This window comes from Arthrobacter sp. Hiyo1, assembly GCF_001263615.2.
Taxonomy (GTDB): Bacteria; Actinomycetota; Actinomycetes; order Actinomycetales; family Micrococcaceae; genus Arthrobacter.
This window is the reverse complement of sequence record NZ_DF952473.1, coordinates 345,875-346,976: the sequence shown is the minus strand read 5'-3', so window position 1 is coordinate 346,976 and position 1,102 is coordinate 345,875. Positions and strand designations below refer to the sequence as shown.

Genomic DNA, 1,102 nt, shown 5'->3' with positions numbered 1-1,102 from the left:
GCCCTCCAGGCCGGTGCTCCGGGGCATCCACCTGTACACCTTCAACGAGCACGCCTGCGCCCTGGACGTGCTGGACAAGCTTGCCTTGCCCCGGCCGGCCAGGCCCGCCAGCAGGCTCAGTGCCATCGCCCGCCGCCAAGAACTCGTCAGCTGATCAGCCAACGCTGCTCCGCACACCCCTAGACACATCGATTTGCACCTACTGCCCCAAGGAAATCCCATGACTGAACAGAACATCACCCAGTTCCCCGCCGCATCCCTCCTCGGCTACCCGCGCATCGGCCGCCGTCGTGAACTCAAGAAGGCTGTTGAAGCCTACTGGGCCGGCAAGATCGACGCCGCTGCCCTTGACGCCGCTGCCAAGGACATCCAGCTGACCACAGCGAAGCGACTCCAGGAACTGGGCCTCAACGAAGCCGCCGCCGTTCCGGGCACCTTCTCCTTCTACGACCAGGTGCTCGACGCGACGGCTCACTTGGGCGCCGTCCCGGCCCGTTTCGGCCAGTTGCTCAACGCCGAAGGCCAGCTCGACATCGATGGCTACTTCACCTTGGCCCGCGGCAACAAGGAACAGCAGCCGCTGGAAATGACCAAGTGGTTCGACACCAACTACCACTACCTCGTGCCGGAAATCGGCCCGGAGACCGACTTCAAGCTCGCCTCCAACCGCATCGTGGAGGAATTCGAGTTCGCCCTGGCCAACGGCATCGAGACCCGCCCGTACATCGTGGGCCCGGTGACCTACCTGCTGCTTTCCAAGGCTTCGGACGACGCTCCTGCGGCTTCGCCCCGCTGTCCCGACTCGAGGACATCCTCCCGGTCTACGTTGAGCTGCTCGGCAAGCTTGCCGCCGCCGGCGCCAGCTGGATCCAGTTGGACGAGCCCGCCCTCGTCGTCGACCAGGACACCCCGGCCGAAGAAATCCAGGCTGCCGTTGCCCGTGCCTACGAAGTTCTCTCCGGTGCCGCAGAGCGCCCCCAGCTCTTCGTGTCCACCCCGTACGGCTCCCTCGACGGCCAGCTCGGTACCCTTGCCGCCACCAACATCGACGCCCTGCACATCGACGTCTTCAAGGGCGCGGTACCGTCCGCGGCAGCCCTGG

The 1,102-nt window shown here is 65.7% G+C and carries 2 pseudogenes; both read left to right on the top strand.

What is annotated here, in order from left to right:
- Window positions 1-154 (top strand): annotated as a pseudogene (locus AHiyo1_RS27090) (methylenetetrahydrofolate reductase); the annotation flags it as partial.
- 66 nt (window positions 155-220) lie between these two features.
- Window positions 221-1,102, top strand: a pseudogene (locus tag AHiyo1_RS17045) (5-methyltetrahydropteroyltriglutamate--homocysteine S-methyltransferase); the annotation flags it as partial.